The sequence below is a fragment of the Clostridium sp. AM29-11AC genome (assembly GCF_003480545.1).
GTDB lineage: Bacteria > Bacillota > Clostridia > Lachnospirales > Lachnospiraceae > Otoolea > Otoolea saccharolyticum_A.
Genome location: NZ_QUJI01000024.1, coordinates 20,216 through 45,205 on the forward strand (window position 1 = coordinate 20,216; position 24,990 = coordinate 45,205).

A 24,990-nucleotide genomic window follows, 5' to 3' on the forward strand; every position below is an offset into this window, starting at 1 on the left:
ATATAAGGATGCGATAAAAACTAAAAAAACAAATGAAATATTGAAATACACTGATTTAATTGGTAGAATAAAAGATAACAGGAATTTCACTGGTTCAAAAGAGAAAGGAAAGGGTATGGGTATGGAAGAAATGAAAAAAGTCAAAACAGGTTCGATTATTGTGCTTGTCCTCAGCATTATCACCATTGTTGTGATGCTTATAGGCATGGCTGCCGTCGGTCTGGTCGTAAGCGGTATGGCAGGAGCAGCGGGGGCAAGCGGAGCGGTAATTGGCGGGGTGATGGCTGCGGCCACGGTTATTGCTCTGGTGATGAACGGAGGGATTCAATTCCTGTTTAGTCTTCTGATTCTGATCAAGAGCAAAAATCAGGAAAAAGCGGGTCTGTGCTTTGGATTTGGGATTGTGATCCTGATCATTTCCGGCTTCTGGTGCCTGACCAGCCTTACATCCTTTAATTTTATGACAGTAGTAATGGCCGGAGAGGTAATTGCCGCTGTGTTTATCATTGTCAATGCCAATAAGGCCAGGAAGGAACTGGCCGTGCAGAGAGGGGACAGCGGAACAGAGGATGATGGAGCGGAGAAGATGGACAGCTAATAATGAACAGCTAAAAACGAACAGATGAAAACAGATTATCACCCCCTGGCAGGTCTGCATTTCTGCGCCCTGTCAGGGGGTGTTTTATGCCAGATATGCCGGACAGAATAAAAGCAGAGCAGAAGCTCCAGCCAGAAGCTCAGGCCGAAATGTTCAAGACGGCTGGGCAGTGCTGCATGGGCATACGGAAGCTATACCATCGCTTTCAGCTCCCGGACAAACTCCTGGGCAGCTTCCCGGGGAGTTGCCCAGGATGTGACAAAACGGATGGCCGTATGCGTGTCATCTGTCTTTTTCTCTGCGTTGGCTCCGTACAGTCTCATCAGCTTTTCAGCCAGGCTGTCATCGACGATGGGGAAGAGCTGGTTTGAGGCAGAAGAAGATAAGAAGGGAATCTGGCAGTCCTCAAATCCCTTTCTCATGATTTGTGCAAGTTCATTGGCGTGGGCAGCCATTTCATAGAAAAGTCCGTCTGTAAAGAGTGTTTCAAACTGGATTCCCAAAAGCCATCCCTTTGCCAGCATAGCGCCGTTCTGCTTGATCATATAGCGAAAATCTTTCTTGATGGAATCGTTGCGGATGACAAGGGCCTCGCCAAACAGGGCGCCGTTTTTCGTTCCTCCGATATAGAAGGCATCTGTCAGGTCAGCCAGATCCGCCATGGTCAGATCATTGATGGGACTCGTGAGGGCGGAGCCGAGTCTTGCGCCGTCGAGGAAGAGATAGAGTCCTTTTAAACGGCAGAGACGGCTGAGTTCTTCCAGCTCTTTTTTTGTATACTGTGTTCCCAGCTCTGTGGTATTGGAGATGTAGACCATTTTCGGCTGAACCATGTGCTCATCCCTGTGGGCGGAGAGCACCTTTTCAACGGCGCTGGCTGTCAGTTTTCCGTCCTCACCCGGAACAGCAATCACCTTGTGGCCGGAGGCCTCAACAGCTCCTGTTTCATGGACATTGATGTGACCGGTGGAGACGGCGATCACAGCCTGGTATGGCCGGAGAGCCGTGTCGATGACAATCCGGTTGGTCTGTGTCCCGCCCACAAGGAAGTGAATATCCAGATCTGTTCGTATGGTTGGATGACTGTCTGCGCCAGAGGCTATGTGACTGCACTCGCGGCAGATCAGCTCTGCCGCCTTCTGGCAGTGTTCATCCATCCCATAACCGGTGTGCTGAGTAAGGTTTGTATTCATGAGAGCTTCCAGAATCCGTGGATGGGCCCCTTCGCTGTAGTCGTTTGTAAATCTGTGATGCTGCATGGTTCAATCCTCCTGTTTTGTAAGTGATGTGCAGAGCAGACGCGTTTCTGCATACCGGCCGCCCTCGCAGCCGGCTCTGGGACGGGCTTCTGTTCTGGCTTTAAATTTGTCTGATTTGTTTCTATTTTGATGGATTGGCAGGGAGTTGTCAAGGAAAATGAGAAGAAGGGAAGAGGGCATTCTCACCGTTATGCCCTTTACGCTGCTTCTATTTGGAATATTGGATGGTTTTAGTCTGGAGGCAGCCTTTCTGCTCCTGTGTTCTCTGAATTATTTCAGAGATTATTTTTATCGGCTTCTTGAATTTTTCGTCCAAAGTGAGGAAGCAGATGGAAGAAAGGATAAAAGAGCGGATAAAAAGAGGATGAAGGCTTTGGAGCGATAGGAGAAATTTTGGTGTTATAAGGCTGGAAAATCAACTGCGGGAAAGGCAAAAATTAGCCCTGCATAGTCAAAATCCCTGAGCGCAGGGAAAGGTATACCCTCAGGACATCCTGGAATCCAAATTCCTTCGGGGCTGGCGCGCTCTGTACGAAAAAGTACAGCAAAAAAGAACGGATGTTCTGTTTGCTGGCTATACTTTTTTTACTATTCATGCTATAATTTGTCTGACTGGCAGAAAAGCAGGTATGCTTAAAGGGAGCATTAACTATTGCCGATCTGGCAGCAAAGAGCCGAGGTTCTGAGGCTTACAGAATCTGCGATGTGAATTCTGAGATGTTTGATGCTGTTTATGCACCAGAATCGTGTACTATATGACTGTATGGGCAGATAAAACAGGTGGCTTAGGTAAAACAGGTGACCTTCATTCGCAAAGATACATACAAGGAAGAAAGAAGCAAACGAGACATTATAGCAGAGAGAGAGCTTTGTGCCTGCTTCAAGTATTCCCCGAAATTTTATCATTGCTGGCAAAGGCAAGGGAGAAACTTGTCAATATACTGGAAGAATCAGAAAATGATGGTATGTCTTTATGAAGAGTAGCAGCGAGACAGATGACAGCTCCTCAAGAGATTAGGACACTGATGACGAAAAGCGATATAAGAAGAACCTATGAAATTTGAATGGGGTATATAAAGTGGAGAACAATAAAAAGGAAATTATTTTATATCACGGAAGTCCGAACAAAGAGGTTGTTCCTACATACGGATTGGGAAACGATAAGCACGATTACGGCAGAGGATTTTATCTGACGGAAAGCCCGGCATTGGCATCCGAGTGGTCTGTCTGCAATCCGGTAGAAAAGAATGGTTGGGTGCATAAATTCATATTAGACACCAGTGATTTAAAAATACTGGATTTTGAAAAACGTGATATTTTGTCATGGTTGGCGGAACTAATGAAGCATCGCGATGCTGATACGGGACGAAGATACAAAGTGCTGGCACCGAGGTTTATTGAAAAGTACCAGATCTCTACAGAGGACTATGATGTAATTAAGGGATGGCGTGCAAATGCATCTTATTTTTATATTGCAAAATGTTTTGTCAGAGATGAAGTGGATATCAGTATTCTTCCAGATTTATTAAAACTGGGTGATCTGGGGATTCAGTATTGCTTAAAATCAGAAAAAGCGTTTCAGGCCTTAAAAGAAGAGCATTCGGCTTTGAAGGAGGTTGAATTTTCAAAAGCAAATCCTCAATATATTCAGCGTGACAGAACGGCGAGAGAGGCCATGTATGCTTTGATTAACTCCGATGAAAATAAGATAGACAAGGTATTCAGCAAATTGATATAAGAGGTAGAAAATGGACGTGTTCAGCAAAAGTTATTTAGAAGAAGTAGTTGAAAATCAGGGAAAGCTGTTTGAATATGCACAGGATAATTACCCGGAGATGGACATCGAAAATTTTATTGAAACATATATGAAAAGTCATACCCGGGCAATGATTGATAAAGGACAGGCTTATGTATGTACCATGGATGCGGAATCGCTGTTTCATTATTTTCTTTCAAATGATCACTATGAAATCAAAAGAGGAGAGTCTAACGGCGGATTTGCACCTAACTGGATCGGGCAGTTCTATGCGCTGTTTCAATGGACTTACCAGCTTACCAGTAAAGATGTAGTGGAGTTAATTCCGGTTCATTTTATGTTTGAAGGTTATCCAGGACTGCATGATCTTGATCTTCAGACAGCCGTCTACAAAGTTGGAAATCAATGCGGTTTGAAAGAGCCAAAAGAGGACAGATGATTTTGGGAGGGAAAACCATTGATATGTTTTCATAATCCGGAAGAACAAAACGGGTATTTGAGTAATTGGTACCGTTCCGCGTTTACGGTTGATGAAATCACGTTTTCATCAATGGAACAGTATATGATGTTTAAAAAGGCAATTCTGTTTCAGGATCAGAGGACAGCGGAAAAGATTTTGGAGACGGGTGATGTGGCCGAGATAAAGGTTTTGGGCAGAATGGTGCAGCATTTTGATGAAAAAATCTGGAGGGAGAAGAGAGAAGCAATCGTCCATAAAGGGGTACTCCAGAAATTTCTTCAAAATCCTGAACTGGCTGAAAAACTTCTGGAGACAGGAGAGAAGATGATTGCAGAATGTGCTGTGAAGGATCGAATCTGGGGAATTGGCCTTTCTATGCAGGATGAGGAACGATTTTGTGCGGATAAATGGAAGGGTCAGAACCTTCTGGGGAAAATTTTGATGCAGGTGAGGGCAGAAATATCTGTGCAGAACCAGAATACAGAAAAATAGTATAATTGTGATTGAAGGAGTAAATTATGGACCATTTCGAACTAGTATCCGAATACGCCCCCACCGGCGACCAGCCCCAGGCCATCGCCGAACTGGTTAAGGGCTTTAAAGAAGGAAATCAATTTGAAACGCTGCTTGGCGTTACCGGCTCCGGCAAGACATTCACCATGGCAAACGTCATCCAGGCCTTAAACAAGCCTACGCTGATCATTGCCCACAATAAGACACTGGCGGCCCAGCTCTACAGTGAATTTAAGGAATTTTTTCCCAACAATGCCGTGGAGTATTTTGTCTCCTACTACGACTACTACCAGCCCGAAGCTTACGTCCCGTCCACGGACACCTATATTGAAAAGGACTCATCCATCAATGACGAGATCGATAAGCTTCGCCACTCGGCTACCGCAGCCCTCTCCGAGAGAAGCGATGTCATTATCGTGGCTTCTGTCTCCTGCATCTACGGTCTGGGAAGCCCTATCGACTATAAGGAGATGGTGATCTCCCTGCGCCCCGGCATGATCAAGGACAGGGATGAGGTGATACACAAGCTCATCGACATCCAGTACACGAGAAACGACATGGATTTCAAGCGCGGTTCTTTCCGTGTCCGCGGCGATGTGCTGGAAATCTATCCCGCCTATTCCGGCGGCGATGCCTACCGGATAGAATTCTTCGGGGATGAGGTGGACCGGATTACAGAGATCGATACCCTGACCGGGGAGATCAAGGCGCAGCTGGGACATGTGGCTATTTTCCCCGCGTCCCACTATGTCATTCCAAAGGAGAAGATGGAGCTGGCAGCTAAAAACATTCTGGAAGAGCTCAAGGAGCAGGTGGCCTGGTTCAAGAGCGAGGACAAGCTCCTTGAGGCGCAGCGCATCTTGGAGAGAACCAACTTCGATGTGGAGATGATGCGGGAAACAGGATTCTGCTCGGGAATTGAAAACTACTCCCGCCACCTGACGGGCTCTGCGCCGGGGGAGCCGCCCTGCACCCTCATCGACTATTTCCCGGAGGATTTCCTTATTATAATAGACGAGTCCCATATTACCCTGCCCCAGATCAGGGGAATGTACGCCGGCGACCGATCCAGAAAAAAGACCCTGGTGGAGTACGGCTTTCGCCTCCCGTCAGCTCTCGATAACCGTCCTCTGAATTTTGAGGAGTTCGAGTCGAAAATCGATCAGATGCTCTTTGTCTCTGCCACTCCTTCTGACTATGAGGAGGCCCACGAAATGCTCCGGGCAGAGCAGATCATCCGTCCCACCGGCCTTCTCGATCCGCCCATTGATGTGCGCCCGGTGGAGGGGCAGATTGATGATCTGGTCAGCGAGGTCAATCGGGAAATCGAGAAGAAGGGAAAGGTGCTCATCACCACTCTGACGAAGCGGATGGCTGAGGATCTGACGGATTATATGAGGGATGCGGGCATCCGCGTGAAATATCTGCACTCCGATATTGACACGCTGGAAAGGGCAGAGATCATCCGGGATATGCGCCTTGACGTATTCGACGTTCTGGTGGGCATCAACCTTCTGAGAGAGGGACTGGATATTCCCGAGATCTCCCTGGTGGCGATTCTCGATGCAGACAAGGAAGGCTTCCTGCGCTCAGAGACCTCTCTGATCCAGACTGTGGGAAGGGCAGCGCGAAATTCCGAGGGTCACGTAATCATGTATGCCGACACGATCACAGATTCTATGCGCGTCGCCATCGAAGAGACGAAGAGGAGGAGGCAGATCCAGCAGGCCTATAATGAGGAGCACCATATTACGCCGACGACGATCAAAAAGGCAGTGCGGGATCTGATCAGCATTTCCCAGGCGGCAGAGGGCGTGACCAACGAGGTGACAAAGGATCCGGAATCCATGGATGAGAAGGAGCTTAAGAAACTGGTGAAGGAGCTGACAAAGAAGATGCACCAGGCAGCCGCAGAGCTGAACTTTGAGGAGGCGGCCATCCTCCGTGACCGGATGGTGGAGATCAAAAAAATACTTCTGGAGCTGGAAGAAGATTAGGGCAGACTGCGGAAGATCATGGCAGATACCAGACATTGACAATGAATGCGTATTCTATTAGAATAAACGTGCAGTTCAGAATGAGGAGGAGACGGCTCGGAAGGCTGCCTCTGGAAATTAATGTCTGGACGAGGACGGAGAGAGATATGAAACTACATGAAGGAATAAAAGGAGAGAGCTACCTTGTCAGAGAGGTGATGGTAGCCGACCGTCTGACCAGGCGTCTGGAAGCCCTTGGCGTCAATGAAAAGACAAAAATTACCATTATGAATAAAAAAAAGAGCGGAACCCTGATTGTGAAGGTGAGAGGCACCCGGCTGGCTCTCGGGCGCAGCATTGCAGAGGGAATTGAAATCCAGCCCTTGGACGGAAGGGAGGGAACGGCACAGTGAGCGGACAGAATCAGGAGAAACAGATAACCGTTGGCTTTGTGGGAAATCCAAACTGCGGAAAGACCACGCTGTTCAACGCATTTACAGGAGCAAAGCTCAAGGTGGCCAACTGGCCAGGCGTGACAGTCGAGCGGGTGGAAGGGGAGACAAGCTACAAGGGGCGCCCCATCCGGGTCATCGACCTGCCGGGAATCTACAGCCTGACCTCCTATACCATCGAGGAGCGGGTCACGAGAAAATGCATTGAGGAGAATGAGGTGGATGTCATCATCAATGTTGTGGACGCCTCATCTCTGGAGAGAAATCTCTATCTGACCCTGCAGCTTCTGGAGCTTAAAAAGCCGGTCATCCTGGCCTTAAATATGATGGACATTGTGGAGGAGAGGGGAATGGAGATCGATCTCCACCGCCTTCCCGAGATGCTTGGCGGCATCCCGTGTATCCCTGTATCGGCCAGAAGAAGAACAGGTCTTGATGTGCTGATGCATGCAGTGGTTCACCACTACGAGGAGGAGCCCCATGGAATTGTCGTCCGCTATCAGGAGCCTATCGAGAGGCTTATCGAAAAGACGGAGGTGGTCCTGAGAGCCAGGTTCGGCGAGATGGAAAACCTTCGCTGGCATGCGATAAAAATGCTGGAATACGATGAAACCGTGTGTCAGGAGCACCCGGTGGATCTGAGCAATATTATCGACAGGAGCTATGAAAAGGACATTATCAATGAGAAATATGACTACATAGAGGAGATTATCTCCGAGTGCCTGGTCAACAAGGAGAGCAAGTCAGAGCGAACCGATCAGATTGACCGGCTTCTGACCCATCCGGTTCTGGGAATTCCGGTTTTCCTCGGAATTATGGCGCTGGTATTTTTCTTTACCTTTACCGTAGGCGATTTTCTGAAAGGCTATTTTGAGGCAGGGCTGGACTGGTTCTCTGCCTCCGCTCAGGCGTTTTTGACGAGTATTCACGTGGCCGGCTGGATGGAGTCCTTGATTGTCGACGGCATTATTGCGGGAGTAGGCGGTATTTTGACCTTCCTCCCCAACATTTTCATCCTGTTTCTTGCGCTGGCCTTTTTGGAGGACAGCGGCTACATGTCCCGTGTGGCCTACGTTATGAACGAAACCATGGGAATGGTGGGCCTGTCGGGAAAGGCCTTTCTCCCCATGCTTCTGGGATTTGGATGTACGGTTCCGGCGATTATGGCGACCAGGGCACTGGAAAGCCAGAAGGACAGGCGGCGCACCATTCTTGTGACCCCCTTTATGTCCTGCTCCGCCAGACTTCCGATTTACGTTCTGTTTGCAGAACTGTTCTTCCCGGATCATGCCCTTCTGGTAGCTTATTCCCTCTACCTGATCGGCCTTGCAGTGGCGATTCTGGTGGCATTTATCGTATACCGTTCCTCAAAGGAGGAGTATGAGAATATACTCCTGATTGAGCTTCCGGAGTACAAGACGCCCAATGGGCGTACGGTGGCGATCTATGTCTGGGACAAGGTGAAGGATTACCTGACAAAGGCGGGAACCACCATTTTTGTGGCTTCCATCATTCTCTGGTTTATCTTAAATCTGGGGCCGTCTGGTCTGGTGACAGATGTATCGGACAGCTTTGCCGCAATGATTGGCCATTATATTTCCTTCCTCTTAGTTCCGGCAGGACTTGGAAGCTGGCAGATTGTCGTTGCCCTCATCTCAGGGATCTCGGCAAAGGAGGTTGTGGTTTCCAGCTTTTCCGTGCTCTACGGAATCGGAAACATCAACTCGGCAGGAGGCATGGCACAGCTTGGCACAGCGCTGTCGGCCTCTGGCTTCGGACCGGTCAATGCTTATGCGCTGATGATTTTCTGTCTGCTCTATACCCCATGCGCGGCCACGATTGCCACGATCAAGCGGGAAACCCATTCCTGGAAGTGGACCTGCGGCATGATGGCATTCCAGCTGATCGTGGCCTGGGTAGCTGCCGTGGCGGTCTACCAGGTGGGAAGCCGGCTTTTCTGACAGGACAGAAATCAGAGAGCGATGCTGAAACAGTTCTGCAGAGCGGATGAAAGATATTCCCCGCAATCCGAAATTTGCGGCCTGGAGGAGTTAAAGGAGTACGACGAATGAAAGACAGAGTGCTGGTAGATATGGCGGCGCTGGCAGGTGAGATTATGCTGGTCAGCGGAGCGGAAATTTACCGGGTGGAAGATACAATTATCCGTATTCTCCGATATTCGGGAGCAGCGGAGACAGAGGTGGTTGTAATGGCCACCGGTATTTTCATTACTTTAGCGTCCGCTGAGGGGGAACCTCTCAGCGTGGTGCGCAGAGTCAGGAAGCGGGCGACGAATATGAACCGTGTTTACCGGGTAAACGATGTATCGAGAAGGTTCTGCAGGGGAACGCTTTCCCTGGAGGATTCTGGAAAACAGCTGAGGGAGATTGCAGGGGAAATCCAATATGGCAGAAAGCTGCGCATCCTCGGCTATACGCTCACGCCGGCCGCCTTCGCCATTATGTTCGGCGGCGGCTGGCTGGAGGTTCTGGCAGCCGGGGCCTTCGGTATGGTGATGGCTCTCCTTGAGATTCTGATTGGACGGGTGCGGCTGAATGATTTCTGTTCCAGCGCCTCGGAGGCTTTTATCGCGGCGTTTCTCTCCCTGGCTGTCCAGGCTGCTTTTCTGCCCTCTCTCAATATCGATGCAGTGATTATCAGCGACCTGATGCCGCTTGTGCCGGGGGTAACCTTTACCTCGGCTATCAGAGATACTTTAAATGGAGATTACACATCTGGAATAGCGAGGATCCTTGAAGCCATTGTGGTTGCCCTGGCGGTGGCTTCCGGCACAGGAGCGGCCATGATGCTTGGCGGAATGTTGGGAGGTGCGGTGTAATGGCGGCTCAGGCAGTAGCTTCGTTTATCGCGATTGTGGGCTTTGGAATTCTTTTGGAAGTGCCGGCGAGGCATGTGATCCATGCAGGGATTGCAGGTGCTGTCTGCTGGCTTTCCTATCTTCTGGTGCAGGAGATGGGCTATTCCCTTATTGCTGCGGCATTCTGGTCAAGCATACTGGTGGCTCTGCTGAGCCATATTTTTGCCAGGGTGTTTAAGGCGCCTGTTACAGTGTTCCTTGTATCGGGAATTCTCCCGACTGTACCGGGGGCTTCCATTTACCGCTGTGTCTATTACATGATACAGGGGGATCCGGCTCTGTCCAATTCCTATTTCATAGAAACTCTTCAGATTTCAGGTGCAATGGCTATGGCGATTTTTATTGTGGATTCCATTTTCCGTCTGATGCAGAAACAGTAAGGGGCAGGGAAATCCGATCACAGGAGGCCTGATAATAATAGACATGATCAGACAGCTGCTCTTCGGCAGAAACCTCAAGCCGGTTGATCTCGCAGATCATCTGATTAGTTTCTTCAACTGTGAGGCTCTTGTTCACAGGGCTTAAGAGGACTTCGTGGATGCTTGATGGGAGGATGAACAGATCATCCCCTGTAAGCGCTGCGAAGTCTTTTAATATGTCCGGATAAAACATACAGGCAGCGCCGTAAAGTCCTGCTGAATTTGTCAGAATATAGAGGTTTACAGGCGAAGCCTCCTCAAAAAGACAGGTGAGCGCTTCCTTGTCGAGAACCTGTGTGAGAGTATTTTTGGGAACAGAGAAGAGAAAATTTTCGATGGGCTCGATTTTGGCAGGAAGGAGGCGGGGAGTGTTTTGTTCTGCCAGGCGATAAAGCTCTCTGGAGTCCGTGCCCCACAGGCTTGCATGTTCGTTGCGGATCAGAACGGTCATCTGTCCGTCCTCCTTCTGTTCCAGGATCAGATAAAAAATCAGAGCCAGATCCAGAAAACGGATATGTGGTACAGAAGAGAGAAGAGCTTCATTCTTCCGGCTGGAAACGAGACGGAAAGCTACTTTTTCTGACACCTGTGAGAAATCGTAAATCCATGTGTCAAGCTCTGGGCTAAAGGCTCTCCTGTCTGCAGATGCCTCCAGAATCGAAGAGGCTATCTCAGAGACAGGGGTGCCCTTCAGAGCTTCCTCATAGTAGGACTCAAGATAGACTGCCGGGGCAAAGGGGGAATCCTTTTCCCGGATGCACAGCCCGTCCATCTCGATTCCGTTGTTTTTCAGGACTTTCTGGATACTGACGGACACTTCCGGGCCGGCCTGTGCCTTCACAGCTAAAAGAATTGCAGATAGAAAATTTTCGTATGTCATAGAATCTCTCCTTCAGATTAAGAAAATGTGTAAAAGTGGAAAAATTTCAGGGATAATCAGAAAAGGCGCAGGCGCCGTTCAGAATTATCAATGAGATTAAAAGAAATTAAAAGAAATCAAAAAGTTTAAGAATGTTAAGAGCAGCTTCAGAGGCGAAGGCTTACAGCCAGACGGGAGCAAACAGATAGGAAGATATCTCAGGCTGCCGGTCAGAGCAGAAAAATAGAGTGCGTAAGAGCTGAAACCGGTACAGAAGGCAGATGGAAATAAGCTGCAGACCAGAAAACAGAACTTAAACGATAGAGAAAAACAGAAGAGAAACAGAATCTGGAAAGATGGAAATATTATACCGAAACAGAGAGGAAATTACAAGGACTTTTCAGAAGAATTGCAGAAGATTCCCTAAAAGAATGAAAAATCTGTCCTTAAGTAGGAGCATAAGTAAGAGCAGGATTGGGGGGACCGCCGGTGCCGGAGCCGGAAGAAAGCAGACCGTCCCCTGAAAGAGGAACAAAAAAGACTGAAATTAAATATATAATACAAAAAATATCTATAAATATTAAAATATAAACATTGATAACAAAATAAAATGAGATAAAGTCCTGTATAAAATAAATAACAATAAAAAACAACAAAAAAGTATTGACAAAATCAATTTTAATGTATATAATAAAGACAACAAAACAAAAGAACTTAACCACTAATCCAAAGGAATTTTCCAAAAGGAAAAAGTCCAAAGGAAATCTCAGATAAGGAGGTACAGACCACCAGGAGAATCAATTTAGTCTGATACATTTCAAATAAATGAATCAGACAGAGGAACCCCCTAAAACCTTTATAGAAGAGGAGGCCGAAAAAATATCTATTAAAATTCGAAAGAGTCGGCTTAGTAATATGACGAGAAAGTATTATTAGGAAGAACGGTTCGCAGCGAAATAGGTAAAGGAGTGAACGAAAAAGATTCGGCAGAGAAAAATAAAGGAAAGGGGAAAAGAAAACTTCATATAGATAAACTAATGAAACGAGGTACAAACCCATGGATGAGATAGTTTAAAGCGGGTATTGATGAATAAAATAACATCAATACCCGCTTTTTCTGCGGTAAAATCCTGGCTCGGCTGAAGGAGCAGGTGACCGGTTTAAATTCCCTGCAGCTCAAACGGCGGCGTATACTCTTCCTTTGCGCTGCTTTTTTCCTGCATAAAACCGCTGTCAAGCCCGAGAGCTATGGCATGGTCGACTACTTTCTCATATTCATAGGTGGTGATGCGGCGGTTTATTTCAGGATAGACCTGGCTTTTATAGAAGGGGGTGTACTGGCTCATCAGGCTGATGAGAAACTGTTCTCTGGGAAGAGACCGGCTGATCCAGTCCAGCAGCCGTATAGAATCTTCCTTCTGGCCGGGCAGAACCATATGGCGGATAATGGTGCCTCTTTTCATCAGGCGGCAGGTCTGCTGGCCGTCGGAAAAATCCTCGAAGACAAGAGGGCCGGTCTGACGGATCATGAGTTTGACAGCCTCAGATGCAGCCTCAAAATAGTCAGGGGCCGCAGAGTAGCGCCGGGAAAGGGAGCTGTCCATGTATTTCAGATCCGGCAGCCAGATGTCTATATACGGCTCAAGGGTGCGGATGGTTTCCAGACTTTCATATCCGCCGCAGTTGTAGACGACCGGGATGGTGAGCCGCCCTTTGACGCGGTCAAGGGCCTGTATGACAGAGGGCACATACTGAGTGGCTGTGACCAGGTTGATATTGTGCGCGCCCTGCTCCTGCAGTTCCAGAAAGATATCGGCAAGACGGGAGAGGCTGATTTCCCGCCCAAATCCCTCACTGCTGATTTTATAATTCTGACAGAAACAGCAGCGCAGAGTACACCCGGAGAAAAAGACGGTGCCGCTTCCGTTTATGCCGCTGATGCAGGGCTCTTCCCACTGGTGCAGAGCAGCCCGGGCTGCTTTTGCGACAGGGCCGCAGCCACAGAAGCCAGATTCCCTGTACCTGTCGACGCCGCAGCTGCGAGGACAGAGGCGGCAGGACTTGTAGGCGTCCATAAAGGATAAACTGTTATAATCTGAAGTTATATCTGATGTCTGATAATTCATATCTCCCCCGATTGACATGGCTGACAGAAGCCTTTAAAATAATTCAACATATCAGTCTGCCGCAGGGCAGTTTTCTGTGACTGCTGCCGGCCCGGAAAACTCCTCTGCAGACAGATTCGACAATAAGTATAGCAGGAGCAGGGGAAAAATGGCAAGAAAAAAACAGACGGACAGCCCTTTTATGCAGGCATTTCCCAAAACAGTACCCGTGATGGTAGGCTATCTGTTTTTAGGGATCGCTTATGGAATTCTGATGAGTGTGAATGGTTTTGGCGCCATATGGGCTGTGCTGATGAGCATTATCGTGTATGCCGGAAGTCTGCAGTACGTGGGCATTAATCTTCTGACAGCAGCCGTGAGCCCGGCAGCTGCTTTTCTGATGGCTCTGATGATCAATGCACGCCATCTTTTCTATGGAATTTCCATGTTGGGAAAATATTCCGAAATGGGAAAATGGAAGCCCTATCTGATTTTCGGACTGTCAGACGAAACCTTTTCCGTCGTCTGCGCTGAGCCCCGGCCTGAAAACCAGACAGAGAAGAGAAAATTTTTCTGGATCACATTTCTTGACCAGTGCTACTGGGTGGCAGGAACCCTTTTAGGCTCTGCTGCCGGAGAAGTGATTTCTTTCAATACGGAAGGGCTGGATTTTGCCCTGACTGCGCTTTTTGTAGTAATTTTTACAGAACAGTGGCTGTCGGCTGACAGTCACGTTCCGGCGCTGACGGGAGTGATCTGTTCTGTCGTCAGTCTGGCCCTGTTCGGAGCAGACCGGTTTATCATTCCGGCTATGCTCCTGATCCTGGCTGCGGTCTCGGCCGGTTACAGGAAGAATGAGTCAAAATTACAGGGGAAAGGGATAACAAAAGAGAAGGGAGAAGAGTTTAATGGACAATAGATATATGCTTATGATTCTGGCAGCCCTGACAACGGGGACGGTGATAACCAGGTTTCTGCCCTTTCTTCTGTTTCCCCAGGGCAGGAAAATGCCCAGATACGTGGAGTATCTGGGCGGGACGCTTCCCTATGCCACCATGGGGCTTTTAGTTGTCTACTGCCTGAAGGGAGTGGATATCCTTCAGGCTCCCTTTGGGATTCCGGAGATTTTGTCCTGCGCAGCTGTGGCGCTGCTCCATGTGCTGAAAAGAAATTCTCTTTTGAGCATCGGGGCGGGGACTGTGCTCTATATGGTTCTGGTGCAGGCCGCATTTTAGGCGGGCACCTGGAACAGGGAACAGAAGGCAGAGCAGAGTCCTTCTCTGACCGGACATAAACTGATCAGCCAGAGGGAAATTAGTCCCTGCATACTGCGACTTAAGGGGTGTCCGTGGCGGAAGGAATTTTGGGAAGCATGTGGTGAATATCATCATATGCTTCCCTTTCTGCTTCCGACTGGGGAAGGGAGGGAATCAGTCCGGTGCAGTCCGTGGCGGAGCAGGTATCCAGATCCGATATATCTGAAAAGCGGGGAGGATTCCTGTCCATAGCCCGCAGCTCTTTTTCATACCGTCTCCGCAGTTCATCCACGGTCATTTTCCGGATGGGAGGATTTTTTTCCGGATGCATCCTCTCCCCGTTTCTGCTGTAATTGCTGTCATCACTTTCATGGATAGATTTCATATGATCACCTCATCCTATAATGTGTTCCGCAGATGAAAAAATATGCGCTTGCGTTTACGCATCCTGCAGAGCAGTTCTGACAGCATTCCAGGCTGTGACAAGGCGGTCGAGAGACCAGGCGGCATTGGCAGGGCTTGTGGAAGGAAGGCAGAGGGCAGGTCTGCCGGTATCGTTCAGACAGTATTTGTCGTAGAGCCTGCCGGCGGTTCTGCCGTTTGTAAAAATCTGGCACACAGGGGCGGCGCAAAGGATGCGGTTCAGGTTATTTGGAACTGCATTCCGGATGGAACTGTCGCTGGACCCCGTTATCTCGCAGCTTTCTATGACGTCCCACAAAGCGATATGGTTTCTCAGCAGAAATTCCTTTTTTTCAGCAATGTCTGACGGAAGCGGCTGGCCGGTTACGGCTGCCAGTACACGCCAGAAACGATTCTGGGGATGGCCGTAAAAAAACTGGCTTTCCCTTGATTTGACGGAGGGAAAGGAACCCAGAATCAAAATTTTGGAATGGCTGTCAAAAACAGGGGGAATCGTGTGTATTTCTCTTGACATAAGTGCTCTCCTTCGCAGATTTTTTCAAGCGTACCACAAAAGAGACGGGTGCGCAACCCGCCCCAGGGGGAGAAGGGACGGCTGATCTTTATAACATTTTAATATTTTCAGTTCTTGATTTATGGGGAGATGGACACTATAATGGTATAGAATAGGTGGAGCATAATCTATTCAGAATGGAGAACTTACATTTATGGATAACAACAGTAAGAATGGCAACAATCAGAAAGAGCCGAAGAGAGGGAACATTACGGTTTTTGTCATTACCATGATCTTTACATTAATCTGTGTCATGGGCATGAACTCACTGCTGAACCGGACGAATACGGAAAAGCTGCCGTACAGCGAGTTTAACGACATGCTGGAAAATGGTGAGGTAGAATCGGTAGTCATTAACGGAAATAAGATTACGATTATTCCAAATGAGAAATCTGACAAGTACACAGCCAGCAGAGATAGATGGGGAAACCTGATTGGAAAGGAGTATTATACAGTACCGATCTACGATCCGGATCTGTTGAATAAGCTGGAACAGGCGGGAGTGGAGAGATACGAGGAGGCTGAAGCTGATGCCAGCGCCCAGGTTATGGCTTTCCTCATGAGCTGGATTCTGCCGGTTGCGCTACTGTTCCTGCTTTTTAACTTTATGATGAAAAGGATGGGCGGCGGAAACGGAATCATGGGTGTTGGAAAGAGCAACGCCAAGGTCTATGTCCAGAAGGAAACAGGCATTACCTTCAAGGACGTGGCAGGTGAGGACGAGGCCAAGGAGTCGCTGAAGGAGATTGTGGATTTTCTTCACAACCCCGGAAAGTACACGAAGATTGGCGCAAAGCTGCCCAAGGGCGCGCTGCTGGTAGGCCCTCCGGGAACCGGAAAGACACTGCTTGCCAAGGCTGTGGCAGGAGAGGCGAAGGTGCCGTTCTTCTCCCTGTCTGGTTCTGATTTTGTGGAGATGTTTGTGGGCGTGGGAGCCTCCCGTGTCCGCGACCTGTTTAAGCAGGCTCAGGAGTCTGCGCCGTGTATTATTTTCATTGACGAGGTGGACGCCATCGGAAAAAGCCGTGATTCCCGTCTGGGAGGGAATGATGAGAGGGAGCAGACCTTAAACCAGCTTCTCTCGGAGATGGATGGTTTTGATTCCTCCAAGGGACTTCTCGTTATGGCTGCCACTAACCGTCCGGAGATTCTGGATCCGGCTCTTCTGCGCCCCGGCCGTTTTGACAGACGGGTGATTGTAGATAAACCGGACTTAAAGGGAAGAATCAATATCTTAAAGGTTCACTCAAAGGATGTAAAGCTGGATGAAACCGTAAACTTTGAGGAGATTGCGCTGGCTACCTCCGGCGCCGTAGGCGCGGATCTGGCCAATATGATGAATGAGGCCGCCATCACAGCCGTCAAGCACGGCCGCAGTGCCGTTTCACAGAAGGATCTGTTTGAGGCGGTGGAGGTTGTTCTGGTAGGAAAAGAGAAAAAGGACAGGATTCTCAGCAAAGAGGAGCGCAGGATTGTATCCTACCACGAGGTAGGCCATGCGCTGGTAAATGCCCTTCAGAAGGATGCAGAGCCGGTTCAGAAGATTACCATTGTTCCGAGAACGATGGGTGCTCTGGGCTACGTGATGCAGGTTCCTGAGGAGGAAAAATACTTAAATACAAAGAAAGAAATCCATGCCATGCTGGTAGGCTTTCTGGCCGGCCGCGCGGCAGAGGAGATTGTCTTTGACACGGTAACCACAGGAGCAGCCAACGATATTGAACAGGCCACAAGAATTGCCAGAGCTATGGTGACCCAGTACGGAATGTCTGATAAGTTCGGACTGATGGGGCTTGCCACCAGAGAGGATCAGTACCTGAGCGGACGAACCGTGTTAAACTGCAGCGACGAGACAGCGGCAGACATTGACAAAGAGGTCATGATGATTCTCAAGGAGGCTTACGACGAGGCGAAGCAGATGCTGTCAGAGAACAGGGATGCTCTTGATGCCATAGCGGCCTTCCTGATTGAGAAGGAAACGATTACCGGCAAGGAGTTTATGAAGATCCTTCGCGAGATCAAGGGGCTGCCTGAGCCGGAGGAGGGCAGCAGGGAAAGCCGTCTGGAGGAAAAGAAAGAATCGCCAGACAGAGGCGCCCTGCAGGAGACTGAAAGCTCCGCTGCTGAGGCGGCGGAAGAATCTGAGGCTGACTGTTTGCTCTCCGGTGCACCGGCAGATTCAGACACAGGGGACAGCGGGAATGTGACTGTGAAAGAAAACGGAGCGGATAAAAAAACGGACTCTGAAGAATAGGAACACCCTAAGAAACTGAGAAAACAAATAGAAAAGCAGGCCGCTTCGGCGGCAGCAAAAAACGCCTGTGCAGATGGAAAGTATACATGAATGTATCTTTCTCCTCTGCACAGGCGTTTTTTAACAGTTTTTCCGGGGCCGTTTCTGCGGCTCCCGAAACGTCTAGTGGTAGAGCTTTTTATGCTCGTAAACGGGTTCACAGGTCAGCTCCACGCCGAGCTTCTTGAACACCTTAATGTCCACATCGGAGAGCATAACAGAGGTGTGAACCTGGCAGCCTTTCAGCTTTGGAAGCTGCTTCATAGCCTTCTGTGCAACCTCGTCGGAGGCTGCGCAGGCGGAGAGAGCGATGAGGATTTCATCTGTATGGAGGCGAGGATTGACACCGCCCAGGTAATCCACCTTCAGCTTCTGGATTGGCTCAATAGAGGCCGGGGAGATCAGATGGCGCTCATGGGGGATCTCTCCCAGAACCTTTACTGCGTTGAGCAGGAGGGCGGCAGATGCACCCAGCAGGTTGCTGGTCTTTCCTGTGACGATAGTTCCGTCCGGCAGTTCAAGGGCAGCAGCCGGTGCGCCTTCTTTTTCAGCCAGCTCATTGGCGGCAGGAACGACGGCTCTCATGTCTGTGGAAATTTTGGCCTGTTTCATCAGGATCTCAATCTTGTAGACCTCGTTCTTAGCACCTGGCTGCTCCTTGACTACACGGCTTAATGCCTGATAATAGCGGCGGATAATCTCCTGTCTGGAGGCCTCACAGCAGGCTTCGTCATCACAGATGCAGTTGCCGGCCATGTTTACGCCCATATCGGTGGGAGACTTGTAGGGGCAGCTTCCGTAAATGCCCTCGAAGATAGCATTGAGAACAGGGAAAATTTCAATATCCCGGTTGTAGTTGACAGTAGTTACGCCGTATGCCTCCAAGTGGAAGGGATCGATCATATTTACATCATTCAGATCTGCCGTGGCTGCCTCATAGGCCAGGTTGACCGGATGCTTGAGCGGAATATTCCAGATAGGGAAGGTTTCAAACTTGGCGTAGCCGGCCTTGATCCCTCTCTTATTTTCGTGGTAGAGCTGGGACAGGCAGGTAGCCATCTTTCCGCTGCCGGGGCCTGGAGCAGTCACGATCACCAGCGGCTTTGTAGTTTCAATGTACTCATTCTTTCCATATCCCTCGTCGCTGACGATAAGGGATACATTGGATGGATACCCCTCAATGATATAGTGGCGGTAAACCTTGATTCCGAGATTCTCCAGCTTCTTTTTAAAGAGATCAGCGCTGGACTGTCCTGAATAGTGAGTAATCACAACGCTTCCCACGTAAAGACCCTTATCCGTGTAGGTCTGAATCAGGCGGAGAACATCCACGTCATAGGTAATTCCGAGATCGGAACGGACTTTGTTTTTCTCAATGTCTGCCGCGTTGATGGCGATGACGATTTCAGCCTGATCTGCAAGCTGAAGAAGCATGCGCAGCTTACTGTCAGGTGCAAAGCCCGGGAGCACCCTTGAAGCATGGTAGTCGTCAAACAGCTTCCCGCCGAATTCCAGATAAAGCTTGTCACCGAACTGTCCGATTCTCTCGCGGATGTGATCGGACTGCATTTTCAGATACTTGTCATTATCGAATCCTGTTCTCATATTTTACCGTCCTTATCTAATCTGTAAATTTTGTACCACTGTAAATTTTCCTATCTATTATGCTACAAAAAATGGATTTTGAGTAGAGGGAAAATCAATTTTTTTGGAAAAACTTTCTCTGAGGCGGTGAAACGGAGGATGCAGAAGGGTCAGGAGAGAAAATCAGAGCTGCTATTTTTCTGCAGGTGAAGAGGGATTTTGACTGGCACAGGCGGGTGGAAAATGATATAATAGCCAGGATAAGAAGGGATAAAAGAAAAGAGAAAAGTTATGTTTGAAAATAGAGGAAAGAAGAGAGCGCTGCTTGCTGCGCTTTTGCTTGCCGCAGCTTTGCCCCTGGCAGGCTGCACAAGATATACGCCTCCGGAAATGGAGAGCGGGGAGGCTGTACCGGAGAGTGGGAGGGCTGTCCAGAAAACAGCGGAAACTGATGAAGGCCAAGCGGCGGCCGAAGGAACAGCTTCCGGCAAATCGGGAGAAGATGAGAGCACTGTGAGGGCAGAGGCTGCCGGGCCTGTGATTGAAATTTACGACGATGCCTGGAGCACAGACAGCCCCAGGGAACCCGTAAAAGTAAAAGGGATCTATATCTCGGCTTATGCAGCGGGAAGCAGGGAGAGGATGGCCCGGATTATCGAGGAGATCGACAGGACAGAGCTGAACGCTGTGGTGATTGATTTTAAGGATGACAACGGAAATATCACGGCAGAGGTGGAAAGCCCGATGCTTCAGGAGCTGGGGGTCTGCAGGCCCTATATCAGTGATCTGCCCGGACTCCTTTCGGAGCTCAGGGAACATGGCATTTACACCATTGCCAGAGTAGTCTCTCTTCGGGATCCGAAGATGGGTGAGACAAGGCCCCAGTGGTGTTTTCAGTCAGAGAGCGGAGAGGTTCTGAGAGACAGTGATAAAATGGCCTGGCTGGATCCGTACAATGAGGAGGTACGGGAGTACCTGGCGGAAGTCGGAAGGCAGGCGGCACTGGCAGGGTTTGACGAGGTGCAGTTTGACTATATCCGTTTTTCCACAAATAACAGTCTGCAGAAGGCAGCCGTGAAAGCAGCGGGAGAAAGCTCAAAAACAGACATTATCACGGAGCTTGCAGGATATATATATGATGAGCTGAGCAGTGAGGGAGTGTATGTATCGGCGGATGTATTTGGAGCGATTATCTCCAGCAGCGGCGATGCCCAGGCAGTGGGGCAGGACTATGCCGCTCTGGCCTCCAGCCTGGACTATATCTGTCCTATGATTTATCCGTCCCACTATGGAGATGGAAATTTTGGACTGGACCATCCGGATCTGCATCCCTATGAAACGATTATGGGGGCCCTGGCGGACTCAAAGACGGCTCTTGACACGGCAGGAGCTGAAACGATACAGAAAACGGCGGTGGTGCGGCCGTGGCTTCAGGATTTTACGGCTTCCTGGCTGAAAAATCATATTGCCTACGGCGACGAGGAGATCCGAAGCCAGATCCAGGCGGTTTATGATGCAGGCTATGAGGAATGGATCCTGTGGAGCGCATCGAACAAATACCATTACGGCGCATTGGAATCAGAGGAAGAGCAGCAGAATTAAAGGACGGAGGCAGATATGATGGACAGAATCCCAAAACCGGGAGAATTTTACCGGCATTTTAAAAATAACATGTATCAGGTACTGGCAGTTGCAGAACACTCAGAAACAGGGGAGCAGCTTGTGATCTACCAGGCACTTTACGGTACGTTTGGAATCTATGCCCGCCCCCTGAGCAGCTTTGTGAGCCCGGTGGACAGAGAAAAATACCCCGATGCGGCCCAGCACTACCGCTTTGAGCGGGTAGAGCTCAGAAAACCGGGAGCAGTCACAGCTGCCGTCTCACCTGCTTCTCAGCCGGCGCCGTCCGGACAGGAGGAAAAGGCGGGAGAAGGGCCAGGCGCAGACAGCCGGTCAGAAAAGCTGCAGGGCCTGCAGGAACCGGGAAGAGGCAGCCGGAACGGGGAGGCGCAGCCCGGGGAGGAAACAGGGGAGAAGAATTCAGAAGCTCCGACAGAGGAGGAGCGCTCCCGCATTTATGAGAGGGCAGCCTATGAGAGGGAGACTTATGGGAGAGACAGCGGTCTTGCAGGACGGGGGATTGTATCGTCCCAGAGAGCCGGAGGCTACGGCTTTTCTCCGATTGAGCCGGTTCCGGATCAGCCAAATCCCTTTCTGATTGAATTTCTCGATGCCGAGGACATAGAGGATCAGCTGGCCATACTCCGCAAGATGGAGGGCTGTGTGGGAAAGAGGGAGCTGGACAGCATCTGCGTGTACCTGGATATCAGCACCCGCTATGGCAGCCTTGAGGAGCAGATAGAAGGAATCCGAAAGTACCTGAAAATGCAGCTGAAGTATGACGCATCACGGCTGCGCAGGGGTTATCAGGAGCCGATGGGGAGAGGCCGGGACTAGGACAGACCGGGGGAGGCAGCGAACCGGGGACAGGGCAGACAAGATGAAAAAAGCGTGAGAACAGCAGAAGGTGGAGAATCAGCCCAATGTTTAATATAGAAGAGGAACTGAAGAAGCTCCCGGCCCAGCCGGGGGTTTACATTATGCATGACGACAAGGATGAGATAATCTATGTGGGAAAGGCCATCAGCCTGAAAAACAGGGTGCGCCAGTATTTCCAGAGCAGCAGGAACAAGACGGCGAAGATTGAAAAGATGGTTTCCCGGATCGCCAGATTTGAGTACATCCTGACGGACTCGGAGCTGGAGGCTCTTGTGCTGGAATGCAATCTGATCAAGGAGCACAGGCCGAAATACAATACCATGCTCAAGGACGACAAGACGTATCCTTACATTAAAGTGACGGTCTCCGAGGCTTTTCCCAGAATCCTGTTTTCCAGGACAATGAAAAAGGATAAAAACAAGTATTTCGGCCCCTTTACCAGCTCCGGGGCAGTGAAGGATATGATTGACCTGCTCCATAAGATTTACCGGATCAGAACGTGTTCCAGAAACCTGCCGAGGGACATCGGAAAGGACAGGCCCTGTCTTTACTACCATATCAGGCAGTGCGACGGGCCCTGCCAGGGATATATCTCACAGGAGGATTACCAGAAGCAGATTAAAGAGGTTCTGGATTTCCTGAGCGGAAAATACGATCCGGTGACAAAGCTCCTGACAGACAGGATGTACGCGGCCTCAGAGGAGATGGAGTTTGAGAAGGCGGCGGAATACAGGGACCTGCTAAAGAGTGTGCGCCAGATTGCCCAGAAGCAGAAGATCACGAGCCAGAGCATGGATGACCGGGATATTATCGCTATGGCCAAGGATGAGAGGGATGTGGTGGTACAGGTATTCTTTGTCAGGGACGGAAGACTGATCGGCAGAGAGCATTTCCATGTGGAGGCTGGGACGGCGGAGACAAACAGCCAGATTTTAAACGGTTTTGTCAAGCAGTTCTATGCGGGGACGCCCTTCATCCCCCATGAGATCTGGTGCCAGGAGGAGCTGGAGGATGCAGAGGTAATATCCAGCTTTTTAAGCGGCAGAAGAGGGCAGAAGGTGAAAATCCTCGTTCCCAAGAAGGGGGAGAAGGAGAAGCTGGTAGAGCTTGCCAAGAAGAATGCCAAGATGGTGCTTGACCAGGACAAGGAGAAAATCAAGAGGGAGGAGCTGCGCACGACAGGCGCCATGAACCAGATAGGAGGACTTATCGGGCTTTCCAGGGTGAGGCGGATTGAGGCCTATGATATTTCCAATATCAGCGGCTTTGAGTCAGTAGGCTCCATGATTGTCTATGAGGATGGAAGGCCAAAGAGGAACGACTACAGAAAATTCCGTATAAAGACGGTCCAGGGACCCAACGACTACGCATCCATGAGGGAGGTTCTCACCAGGAGATTTTCCCACGGGCTTGCGGAGCGGGAGGAGATCCTGGAGGGAGGCGGGGATCTCTCCATGGGGAGCTTTACCCGTTTTCCGGACCTGATTATGATGGACGGCGGCAGAGGCCAGGTCAATATTGCCCTGGAGGTGCTTGAAGAGCTTGGAATCGCCATCCCCGTCTGCGGAATGGTGAAGGATGACAGCCACAGAACCAGGGGACTTTACTACAACAACGAGGAGGTTCCTATTGACAGGTTTTCAGAAGGGTTTAAGCTCATCACAAGGATTCAGGATGAAGCCCACCGGTTTGCCATAGAATATCACAGAAGCCTCAGGGGAAAGACGCAGGTGCGCTCGGTGCTGGATGACATCAGGGGGATTGGCCCTGCCAGAAGGAAGGCGCTTATGCGCTATTTTAAGACCATCGAGGCGGTCAGAGAGGCAGGCGTGGAGGAGCTTCTTGAGGTCCCCCAGATGAATCAGGCAGCGGCGGAGGCCGTTTACAGCTTCTTTCACAGTCAGGGGTGACAAATAGCAAAAAAGATGGTACGATCAGAAAATATGAAGACACAGGACGCGGAAGGAACGAACAGAGGGAAAAACCGCGTGAAACGTGAAAAAAGAAAACGCAGAAAAGGAGAAACATGCCATGTATGGAGTAACGATCAAAGAGCTGATTGAGAAGATGGATCTGAAAAATATGACGCCAGAGCTGGATACGGAGAAAACAGTGCTGGTTCACCCGGATGTAAACCGTCCGGCTCTGCAGCTTACCGGCTTTTTCGATCACTTTGACAAGGAGAGGGTTCAGATCATCGGGTATGTGGAGCAGGCCTATCTGGATACGCTCACCAGCGAAAGACGGCGTCAGGTCTACGACAAGCTGATTTCCAGCAAGATTCCGTGTCTGCTTTACAGCCGCGGGATGCAGCCGGACGAGTGCGTGCTGGAGCTGTGCAATTATTACGGAGTTCCCTGCATGGTGTCTAAAAAGCCTACGTCCAATCTGATGGCAGAGGTGATCCGCTGGCTGAATGTAAAGCTGGCCCCTATGATCAGCATTCACGGTGTTCTGGTCGATGTGTTCGGCGAGGGCGTGCTGATTATGGGAGAGAGCGGAATCGGAAAAAGCGAGGCTGCCCTGGAGCTGATTAAGAGGGGACACAGGCTGGTCAGCGACGATGTGGTAGAGCTCAGGAGAGTCAGTGACGACACTCTGATCGGCTCCGCACCTGATATTACCCGCCATTTTATCGAGCTTCGGGGAATCGGGATCATCGATGTGAAGACGCTGTTCGGTGTGGAGAGCGTGAAGGATACCCAGTCCATCGACATGGTAATCAAGCTGGAAGAGTGGGATAAGGACAGAGAGTACGATCGCCTGGGAATGGAAGATCAGTATATCGAGTTTTTGGGAAATAAGGTAGTGTGCCACTCCATTCCCATCCGTCCAGGCAGAAACCTGGCGATTATTGTAGAATCCGCCGCCGTCAATTACAGACAGAAGAAAATGGGCTACAATGCGGCAAAGGAGCTCTACAACCGTGTTCAGGCCAATCTGGCTGTAAAAAACGATTAAGGGACTGAGAACAGTTTTTTGCCGGAAGAACGCTCCGCCTGCAGAAAGGCGCACTTGGCCTGCTCAGGACGGGAGCGGTGGAAAAATGGAAAGACTAACTATTAAAAGTCAAGTCTAAAATGAAGATTTTTGAATGAATTGCGGGA

General features: G+C 49.7%; 23 protein-coding genes. 17 read left to right on the plus strand and 6 right to left on the minus strand.

Features of this window, described 5'->3' with window-relative positions; genetic code table 11:
• Positions 1–121 precede the first annotated feature (121 nt).
• The gene (locus tag DW757_RS14505) at positions 122–598 is read left to right on the plus strand and encodes a hypothetical protein (protein ID WP_118752074.1); all 477 of its coding nucleotides are present in this window, start codon (positions 122–124) and stop codon (positions 596–598) included.
• A 191-nt stretch (positions 599–789) separates the two neighbouring features.
• Here DW757_RS14505 and DW757_RS14510 read toward each other — a convergent pair whose 3' ends face one another.
• Positions 790–1,857 (minus strand): aminotransferase class I/II-fold pyridoxal phosphate-dependent enzyme, encoded by a 1,068-nt coding sequence (locus DW757_RS14510; protein ID WP_118752075.1) that lies wholly within the window; start codon positions 1,855–1,857, stop codon positions 790–792.
• A 157-nt stretch (positions 1,858–2,014) separates the two neighbouring features.
• Between DW757_RS14510 and DW757_RS14515 the strand changes: the two genes are divergently transcribed.
• The 9 genes from DW757_RS14515 (at position 2,015) to DW757_RS14555 (ending at position 10,272) form a co-directional block, all read left to right on the plus strand.
• Positions 2,015–2,242: a hypothetical protein gene (locus tag DW757_RS14515; protein ID WP_118752076.1), complete on the plus strand. Its 228-nt coding sequence runs from the start codon at positions 2,015–2,017 to the stop codon at positions 2,240–2,242.
• Between the two features lie 693 nt (positions 2,243–2,935).
• Positions 2,936–3,595 carry a DUF3990 domain-containing protein gene (locus DW757_RS14520; RefSeq protein ID WP_243033722.1) on the plus strand — a complete coding sequence of 220 codons (660 nt, stop codon included), beginning with the start codon at positions 2,936–2,938 and terminating at the stop codon, positions 3,593–3,595.
• A gap of 10 nt (positions 3,596–3,605) precedes the next feature.
• Positions 3,606–4,052 (plus strand): hypothetical protein, encoded by a 447-nt coding sequence (locus DW757_RS14525; RefSeq protein WP_008395399.1) that lies wholly within the window; start codon positions 3,606–3,608, stop codon positions 4,050–4,052.
• A gap of 18 nt (positions 4,053–4,070) precedes the next feature.
• Positions 4,071–4,565, plus strand: a complete 495-nt coding sequence (locus DW757_RS14530; protein ID WP_118752078.1) for an NADAR family protein — start codon at positions 4,071–4,073, stop codon at positions 4,563–4,565.
• 26 nt (positions 4,566–4,591) lie between these two features.
• Positions 4,592–6,583, plus strand: a complete 1,992-nt coding sequence (gene uvrB, locus DW757_RS14535; protein ID WP_118752079.1) for an excinuclease ABC subunit UvrB — start codon at positions 4,592–4,594, stop codon at positions 6,581–6,583.
• A 146-nt stretch (positions 6,584–6,729) separates the two neighbouring features.
• The gene (locus DW757_RS14540) at positions 6,730–6,975 is read left to right on the plus strand and encodes a FeoA family protein (protein ID WP_118752088.1); all 246 of its coding nucleotides are present in this window, start codon (positions 6,730–6,732) and stop codon (positions 6,973–6,975) included.
• Positions 6,972–8,975, plus strand: a complete 2,004-nt coding sequence (gene feoB / locus DW757_RS14545; RefSeq protein ID WP_087384773.1) for a ferrous iron transport protein B — start codon at positions 6,972–6,974, stop codon at positions 8,973–8,975. The genes DW757_RS14540 and feoB overlap by 4 nt, the downstream gene beginning before the upstream one ends.
• 107 nt (positions 8,976–9,082) lie before the next feature.
• Positions 9,083–9,853 (plus strand): threonine/serine exporter family protein, encoded by a 771-nt coding sequence (locus DW757_RS14550; RefSeq protein ID WP_008395392.1) that lies wholly within the window; start codon positions 9,083–9,085, stop codon positions 9,851–9,853.
• Entirely contained in the window at positions 9,853–10,272 is a 420-nt protein-coding gene (locus tag DW757_RS14555) for a threonine/serine exporter family protein (RefSeq protein ID WP_008395389.1), read from the plus strand. Before DW757_RS14550 ends, DW757_RS14555 begins: the two co-directional genes overlap by 1 nt.
• Here the strand turns inward: DW757_RS14555 and DW757_RS14560 are convergent.
• Positions 10,232–11,191: a DUF5688 family protein gene (locus tag DW757_RS14560; RefSeq protein ID WP_008395388.1), complete on the minus strand. Its 960-nt coding sequence runs from the start codon at positions 11,189–11,191 to the stop codon at positions 10,232–10,234. The genes DW757_RS14555 and DW757_RS14560 overlap by 41 nt on opposite strands.
• A gap of 1,139 nt (positions 11,192–12,330) precedes the next feature.
• Positions 12,331–13,296 carry a radical SAM protein gene (locus DW757_RS14570; protein WP_118752081.1) on the minus strand — a complete coding sequence of 322 codons (966 nt, stop codon included), beginning with the start codon at positions 13,294–13,296 and terminating at the stop codon, positions 12,331–12,333.
• Positions 13,297–13,444: 148 nt separating this feature from the next.
• Between DW757_RS14570 and DW757_RS14575 the strand changes: the two genes are divergently transcribed.
• Together DW757_RS14575 and DW757_RS14580 are read left to right on the plus strand one after the other, a co-directional pair.
• A complete protein-coding gene (locus tag DW757_RS14575; RefSeq protein ID WP_118752089.1) occupies positions 13,445–14,194 on the plus strand; it encodes an AzlC family ABC transporter permease in 750 nt (249 codons plus the stop codon).
• Positions 14,184–14,510, plus strand: coding sequence for a branched-chain amino acid transporter permease (locus DW757_RS14580; protein WP_118752082.1), 327 nt, complete (start codon positions 14,184–14,186; stop codon positions 14,508–14,510). Before DW757_RS14575 ends, DW757_RS14580 begins: the two co-directional genes overlap by 11 nt.
• Before the next feature lie 100 nt (positions 14,511–14,610).
• Here the strand turns inward: DW757_RS14580 and DW757_RS14585 are convergent, their stop codons facing one another.
• Together DW757_RS14585 and DW757_RS14590 are read right to left on the minus strand one after the other, a co-directional pair.
• Positions 14,611–14,916 carry a Fis family transcriptional regulator gene (locus tag DW757_RS14585; protein WP_118752083.1) on the minus strand — a complete coding sequence of 102 codons (306 nt, stop codon included), beginning with the start codon at positions 14,914–14,916 and terminating at the stop codon, positions 14,611–14,613.
• Positions 14,917–14,970: 54 nt separating this feature from the next.
• On the minus strand, positions 14,971–15,468 hold the full coding sequence (locus DW757_RS14590) for a DNA-deoxyinosine glycosylase (RefSeq protein ID WP_015573624.1): 498 nt from the start codon (positions 15,466–15,468) through the stop codon (positions 14,971–14,973).
• A 193-nt stretch (positions 15,469–15,661) separates the two neighbouring features.
• Between DW757_RS14590 and ftsH the strand changes: the two genes are divergently transcribed.
• The gene (gene ftsH / locus DW757_RS14595) at positions 15,662–17,761 is read left to right on the plus strand and encodes an ATP-dependent zinc metalloprotease FtsH (protein ID WP_118752084.1); all 2,100 of its coding nucleotides are present in this window, start codon (positions 15,662–15,664) and stop codon (positions 17,759–17,761) included.
• Between the two features lie 162 nt (positions 17,762–17,923).
• Here ftsH and DW757_RS14600 read toward each other — a convergent pair whose 3' ends face one another.
• Positions 17,924–19,405, minus strand: coding sequence for a DUF1846 domain-containing protein (locus tag DW757_RS14600; protein WP_015545120.1), 1,482 nt, complete (start codon positions 19,403–19,405; stop codon positions 17,924–17,926).
• A gap of 270 nt (positions 19,406–19,675) precedes the next feature.
• Between DW757_RS14600 and DW757_RS14605 the strand changes: the two genes are divergently transcribed.
• From DW757_RS14605 to hprK, 4 genes are all read left to right on the plus strand, one after another.
• Positions 19,676–20,986, plus strand: a complete 1,311-nt coding sequence (locus DW757_RS14605) for a putative glycoside hydrolase (protein ID WP_118752085.1) — start codon at positions 19,676–19,678, stop codon at positions 20,984–20,986.
• A 15-nt stretch (positions 20,987–21,001) separates the two neighbouring features.
• Positions 21,002–21,841 (plus strand): DUF1653 domain-containing protein, encoded by an 840-nt coding sequence (locus tag DW757_RS18065; protein WP_347559999.1) that lies wholly within the window; start codon positions 21,002–21,004, stop codon positions 21,839–21,841.
• Positions 21,842–21,927: 86 nt separating this feature from the next.
• The gene (gene uvrC / locus DW757_RS14615; RefSeq protein ID WP_118752087.1) at positions 21,928–23,793 is read left to right on the plus strand and encodes an excinuclease ABC subunit UvrC; all 1,866 of its coding nucleotides are present in this window, start codon (positions 21,928–21,930) and stop codon (positions 23,791–23,793) included.
• 121 nt (positions 23,794–23,914) lie between these two features.
• Positions 23,915–24,844: an HPr(Ser) kinase/phosphatase gene (gene hprK, locus DW757_RS14620; protein ID WP_021966411.1), complete on the plus strand. Its 930-nt coding sequence runs from the start codon at positions 23,915–23,917 to the stop codon at positions 24,842–24,844.
• Positions 24,845–24,990: the final 146 nt, after the last annotated feature.